The organism is Cupriavidus sp. WS (genome assembly GCF_000395345.1).
Classification (GTDB): domain Bacteria; phylum Pseudomonadota; class Gammaproteobacteria; order Burkholderiales; family Burkholderiaceae; genus Cupriavidus; species Cupriavidus basilensis_B.
This window is the reverse complement of record NZ_AQPL01000595.1, coordinates 1-5,130: the sequence shown is the minus strand read 5'-3', so window position 1 is coordinate 5,130 and position 5,130 is coordinate 1. Positions and strand designations below refer to the sequence as shown.

At 58.4% G+C, this 5,130-nt stretch carries 5 protein-coding genes and 2 pseudogenes; 3 read left to right on the top strand and 4 right to left on the bottom strand.

Annotated features, from left to right (window positions below):
• On the top strand, positions 1–196 hold a 196-nt coding region (locus tag K206_RS44510), incomplete at its 5' end, for a hypothetical protein (RefSeq protein WP_231401730.1).
• A 10-nt stretch (positions 197–206) separates the two neighbouring features.
• Here the strand turns inward: K206_RS44510 and K206_RS0135285 are convergent.
• Positions 207–1,319: a muconate cycloisomerase family protein gene (locus K206_RS0135285; protein ID WP_011489354.1), complete on the bottom strand. Its 1,113-nt coding sequence runs from the start codon at positions 1,317–1,319 to the stop codon at positions 207–209.
• Positions 1,316–2,098, bottom strand: a complete 783-nt coding sequence (locus K206_RS0135280) for a chlorocatechol 1,2-dioxygenase (protein ID WP_020206961.1) — start codon at positions 2,096–2,098, stop codon at positions 1,316–1,318. Before K206_RS0135280 ends, K206_RS0135285 begins: the two co-directional genes overlap by 4 nt.
• A gap of 169 nt (positions 2,099–2,267) precedes the next feature.
• On the opposite strand from K206_RS0135280, the gene K206_RS42270 reads away from it, so the two are divergent.
• A complete protein-coding gene (locus K206_RS42270) occupies positions 2,268–3,152 on the top strand; it encodes a LysR substrate-binding domain-containing protein (protein WP_012248462.1) in 885 nt (294 codons plus the stop codon).
• Positions 3,153–3,295: 143 nt separating this feature from the next.
• On the opposite strand, the pseudogene K206_RS40310 reads toward K206_RS42270, so the two are convergent.
• Both K206_RS40310 and K206_RS0135270 read right to left on the bottom strand, forming a co-directional pair.
• Positions 3,296–3,906 (bottom strand): annotated as a pseudogene (locus K206_RS40310) (LysE family translocator).
• A gap of 314 nt (positions 3,907–4,220) precedes the next feature.
• Entirely contained in the window at positions 4,221–4,862 is a 642-nt protein-coding gene (locus tag K206_RS0135270; protein ID WP_011489351.1) for a substrate-binding domain-containing protein, read from the bottom strand.
• Positions 4,863–4,983: 121 nt separating this feature from the next.
• Here K206_RS0135270 and K206_RS44505 point away from each other — a divergent pair.
• A pseudogene (locus K206_RS44505) lies at positions 4,984–5,130 on the top strand (transcriptional regulator); the annotation flags it as partial.

Sequence of the window (5,130 nt, the reverse complement as noted above, 5' to 3'; positions counted from 1 at the left end):
CACAAAAAATCTGACAGGTTCTGACCTGGTGCTCACTCCGGTTTCAAGATCAATCCTCCGTGGCAAGGAAATCGTCGACCAGGCGGATAAAGCCCTGGTTTTGCTCGATCTGCGCCCAGTGACCACACAGCCTACGCAGCCTAGCCAGACGACCAAACGAATTGATAAACGAGACAACATGGTGATTTTCCCCTAACTGACTTCAATCAACCCGCGCGGGTGAAGTGGCGCAGCTTGTCCGGATCGATATCAACACCCAACCCAGGACCCGAGGGCAACCGAATCTCGAAGTCCTTGATCTCGAGTTGGGTCTGCGTAAGCGTGTCGGCTAACACCCAGGGCCCTAGCAGTTCACATCCGAAGGGCATCGTCGGCAATGTGGCATACACATGGAGAGCAGCAGCGGTGCCGATTGATGAATCCAACATGGTGCCCCCATAGGACGCAATGCCCGAGGCTTCCGCGATCGCAGCGACCTTGAGGGTATTTGCCACCCCGCCCATGTTGCACAGCTTCAGCGAGAAGGCGTCGACGCAATGATGGCGCGCCAGTTCGAAGGCGGACGCCAGCGAGCTCAGGCTTTCATCGGCCAGGATGGCCACCCCGTTGTCGGCCGACAGGCGCCGAAGCGCATCGAAGTTGCTGCGTGCCACCGGCTGTTCGACCAGTTCGACACCGGCCGCCTCCAGGCGCGGAATCCACACCGATGCCGTGTTCTCATCCCAGGCCTGGTTGATATCGACCCGCACCGCAGCACGGTCACCGACGCGCTCGATAATCTTCTCGATATGGCGCAAATCATCTGCCGGGGAGCGCACGCCAAGCTTGATCTTGAACCGGTTGTGCCGGCGCCGCTCGATCATTTCCTCGGCGATTGCGATGTCCCGCTGCGTGTCGCCGCTCGCCAGGGTCCAGGCAATGGGGATGCCCTGCTGGATCGCGCCGCCGATCAAATCGCTCAGCGGCAGGTTCAGAGAGCGTGCCTTCAGATCATGCAGCGCAACGTCGATGGCCGCCTTGGCCGAATAGTTTCCGGTTACGGCGCGCTCCATTAAGTGCTGGAGCTCTCGCAGATTTGTCGCGTCCTTGCCGATCAGGAGCGGCGCCAAGTACGTTTCGATGATGACCTTGATGGTTTCAGCGCATTCGGAACTCCAAGTCGGCCCACCTACGCTGCTGCCCTCGCCGATGCCGACAAGCCCGCCCGCACGGATCTGCACGATCGCATAGCTCTGCTTCTGCACCGTGGTAAACGACATCTGGATGGGACGCGAAGCTGGGACGTCCACCAGCGTCACATCGATCGCTTCGATCTTCATGCCACTGTCTCCGTAGCCGACTTGCGTTGCTCGGCCTGCTCACGCTCGATTACGAAGTCCAGGGTCATGACCCGCACCCCGTCCTCGATCGTCTCGGGCGTAATCAGGTCGGGGGTGACGCCGTGACAGCAGTCATCGTCCACCCATTTGCCCCCTTCGAAGTAGTATTGCGTGGTCAACGGTTCGAAACCGTCCTTGCGCACCTTGAAGTGCACGTGCGCCGGACGCCAGGTATGGCTGCCCAGGTGGCCCAGCAGACGCCCAGTCGGCCCCTCGTAGGGGATCTGGTATGGCACTGGCATCGTGGTGCGCACGCGAAAGTTGCCCTGGGAATCCGTCACGAGTTTTCCGCGGTAGTAGTCCACGGGGATGTTGTCGTGGATCCCGCTGTACAAGCCATCAGGCGTCGAGTGCCACACGTCGATGACAGCGCCAGCGAGCAACTCGCCCGTGTCCGAGCGCACCGTACCGCGAATGATCAGCGGTTTGTGGTCGTCGGTATCGTAGGTCTTGAGGACGCCTTCAACTACAGGAGCACCTTCCAGGAAGTACGGCCCCTGGATCGCAGGCGCAGAGGTCCGCGAGCGCCACGCCTTGCCTTCGATGATGGTGCTGTTCAGGAAAACGTCCAGAAGCAGCGCGGTTTCCCGCGTCTGTGCGACCTCGGTGAGATAGTCGACACCCGCGCGGTATTCGGCTTCCGTGACGCGCTTGTCCAGCAAAATTTTGCGTACTGCCTCGACGATCGCGCCTGCGACCTCGGCAACTCGTTTATCCATGACTCGTCTCCTTTCAAGATCTCATGGTTGAAACACCGATGAGTTGGTGCTTCAAACATGAATGCTAAGATTCGCGTGTCATGCGGTCCAATACCTTTTTTTAGCCTTTGCAATACGGGATCGGTATGGCTTAGCGGTGTCCACCCCTAGGGAAAACCAGAGGTCTTAAATGGAATTTCGGCAGCTTCGCTATTTCATCGCGGTCGCAGAAGAGGGAAATATCGGTGCTGCGGCAAGACGCCTGCATATTTCCCAGCCGCCCATTACCCGCCAAATACAGGCCCTGGAACAGGATCTCGGCGTGGTGCTGTTTGAACGCACGCACCGCGGCGTCGAATTGACGGCAGCGGGTACAACATTTTTAGAGGATGCCAGGCGCCTACTGCACGTTACCGAGATCTCAAGGGTGAGATCACGTGCAGCATCGCGCGGTGAAATCGGGGAATTGCGCGTCGCCTATTTCGGAACCGTCGTTTTGCATACGCTACCGCTACTGCTGCGGCAACTCTTGTCGGTTGCTCCCTCGGCAACTGTGTCCTTGACGCAGATGAGCAAGAACCGCCAGATTGAAGCGCTGGACGCTGGCACCATCGATATCGGGTTCGGGCGTTTCTACCCCTATCAGGAGGGTGTAGTTGTCCGAAACGTAACCAATGAGAGGCTATTTCTGGGTGCGCAAAAGTCGCGCGCTCGCTCGTTTGGTGAGCAAGTTCATTGCAGCGCGCTTCGTAACGAGCCCTTGATCCTGTTCCCGCGAGAAGGACGCCCCAGTTTCGCAGACGAAGTCATCGGCGTATTCAAAAACGCGCGAGTGGAGCCAAAGGTTGTCGCCATAGTTGAAGACGTCAATGCAGCCATGGCTCTGGCGTTGGCCGGCGTCGGCGTGACAATTGTTCCCGAGACAGTAGCCATGATTTCGTGGCCTGACTTCGGCTTCACTGAACTCGTGGGCTCCAAGGCCACTGTACCGGTCAGTTGTATCTACCGTCACGATCACATTGCGCCGATTCTGAAAACATTCTTGAACTTGCTACCTATTCGAGAATCGCAATAGATGCCAATCGTTAGGTTGTCGAGCCCGCAATTCGGCATAACACTGGCCGTAAAGCGGGCATCAATCGCTGTACTCCAACTCTTACTGCGACATGGCTCACGCTAAAAGGAAGGCACGCGCAGCGAGGGCAATGCCCGACGCAATCAGCGCCGGGCCACCGCTATCAGTACTCCGAAGCCGACCAGCCGCCCGCCGAAGGCACGGTCGATCCAATGGCGGAAAGCCAGCAGACGATCGCGCACGGCACCGGCAGAGAAGCATAAGGCCACCAGGCTAAACCAGCCCATGTGCGCCGCAGCGATGAAAGCGCCATAGCCAATCTGCACTGCCAGCGGAGTGTCGGGCCGCACCACCTGCATAAACAGGCTGACGATGAATACCGTGGCTTTGGGGTTCAGCGTATTGGTCAGGAAACCGGTACGCAGCGCAGCGCCATCCGAGAGCGGCGCCATACGCTTTTCGGTCAGTGCGCCGCCAGCTTTCGTGCACAGCATTTTTATGCCGAGATAAATTAGATAGGCAGCACCGACCAGTTGATGGTGTTAAACAACCAAAGCGATTGCTGGATTAGCAGGCCCACGCCGATCAACGTATAGGTGATATGTACCAGTATGCCTAAGCCTATGCCCAATGCGGTCAGCACGCCCGCGCGGCGCGACAGCATCAAGCTATTGCGCGTAACCGTTGCAAAGTCCGGCCCAGGGCTGATGACGGCCAGCAAGGTGATTGTGACGACAGCTATTAATTCGGTCATTGGCGTATCCGGTCGGAAACAATGAAATTAAGGCAGATGATATTCAAAATCAACGTGAAGGAATATCGATCTTTCCGGCCAATAATGGAGAACTGAATTCGACATCTTCCGGTACGCGTCAGCCTTCCTAGCGGGTGCTACGCTGTTTCGAGGCTGCCGCCCACTTGGAGAATTCAGCCGTGCGATGGTCGAGTCGCATCTAACCCACGGCGCAGTCAACCGCGTGGCACGTTCACTCGAAAACGCATCGCGGTAGCGTGAGCAGCGTAGCCGGCGCGTATTCCTGACCAATCCAGTCCTCAAGAGCGCGTCCACTATGCAGCACTCGCCCTTGCGACCTGCAACGCTCTTCGCTCGAATCGCTCCACAACGGAACTGGTTGGCTCCTGGGGCCGCTGCAGGTGTGTCACGATCTCGTAGGGGCCATCGATGAGCGGCCGCATCGTGATCCCCCATCTGTGAGCGTGCTCGATGCGCGATTGCGCGGACACCCCGACGCCGTAGCCGGCCGCGACCCACGTGGCCAACAGGCCAAACGAAGTGACGTACCGGATGTTCTGTCGACCTGTCGGCAGGGGCGTGGAAAGCCGCTCATCCAACTTGGAACAGATTTCCGCCTGCCAGCGATACAGGGCGAAGTCCAGCAGATCGGCGATCGTGAGTGTCGCCTGATCAAGCAATGGAAATCGTAGCGGCATGGCGACGGCCATGCACTCGGCCCACAACGGCTGCGCTTTAAGCGCCGCGTCGCTCGATACCTGAATTGAAACCCCCGCGTCGTAACGGCCGTCATGTAGTCCCGCATGCAGATCGCGACCTGAAACCTCAAAGAAGGCGAGAGCGACATCGGGCTCTTCCGCGCGTTGCAGCGCCAGCAGTGCCGACAACTGTGGCGACGGCGCGCCTGGCGCTATGGCGAGCCTGAGACGGGGGGACTGGCCGGTAGCGTTGTGCATAAGGGCACCGCAGAGGCGGCTAATCAGGTCAAGGAGGAGCCCATATGATAAGCAAGAGTGAACTTTAACGTCTATAAATTTAACGTGGTTAATTTCAGAGGTTTGTCCGACGCTTCTGCAAATGCAGAAGCCCACTATTCAGCCAGGCCGCCCCGCTGGCACATCGACGTATGAATCCGAACCAGCGTTGGCCTTCGGACAGGCCGTGCGCGTTGCGCGCGTCGCTCAAGGTATTGCTCAAGACGAATTTGCATCCCGGGCAGGCATC